The sequence below is a fragment of the Shewanella sp. SR43-8 genome, from assembly GCF_014163775.1.
Taxonomy (GTDB): domain Bacteria; phylum Pseudomonadota; class Gammaproteobacteria; order Enterobacterales; family Shewanellaceae; genus Shewanella; species Shewanella vesiculosa.
In genome coordinates this window covers 1-206 of sequence record NZ_JACJDX010000067.1, presented here as the reverse complement: position 1 = coordinate 206, position 206 = coordinate 1, and the positions used below count along the sequence as shown (strand labels likewise).

At 50.5% G+C, this 206-nt stretch carries 1 protein-coding gene; it reads right to left on the bottom strand.

What is annotated here, in order from left to right:
- On the bottom strand, positions 1 to 206 hold a 206-nt coding region (locus tag H5114_RS20390; RefSeq protein WP_182723901.1), incomplete at both ends, for a cadherin repeat domain-containing protein.

Sequence of the window (206 nt, the reverse complement as noted above, 5' to 3'; positions counted from 1 at the left end):
TCAATCTCAAACCAAGCGTCATCATTGCCGCTGACGATACTGTAGGTCACTGGCGTGCCTTCCGGATCGGTCGCAGACACAGTGCCAATCACAGTGCTGTCGCTGCTGTTTTCAAAATACGTAAAGTTGTAGCTGGTTTCGCCCACGGGTGGAGTGAACTCAGGCGTTTCATTGACATCAAGCTCAGTGAGGGTGACGTTAATGTT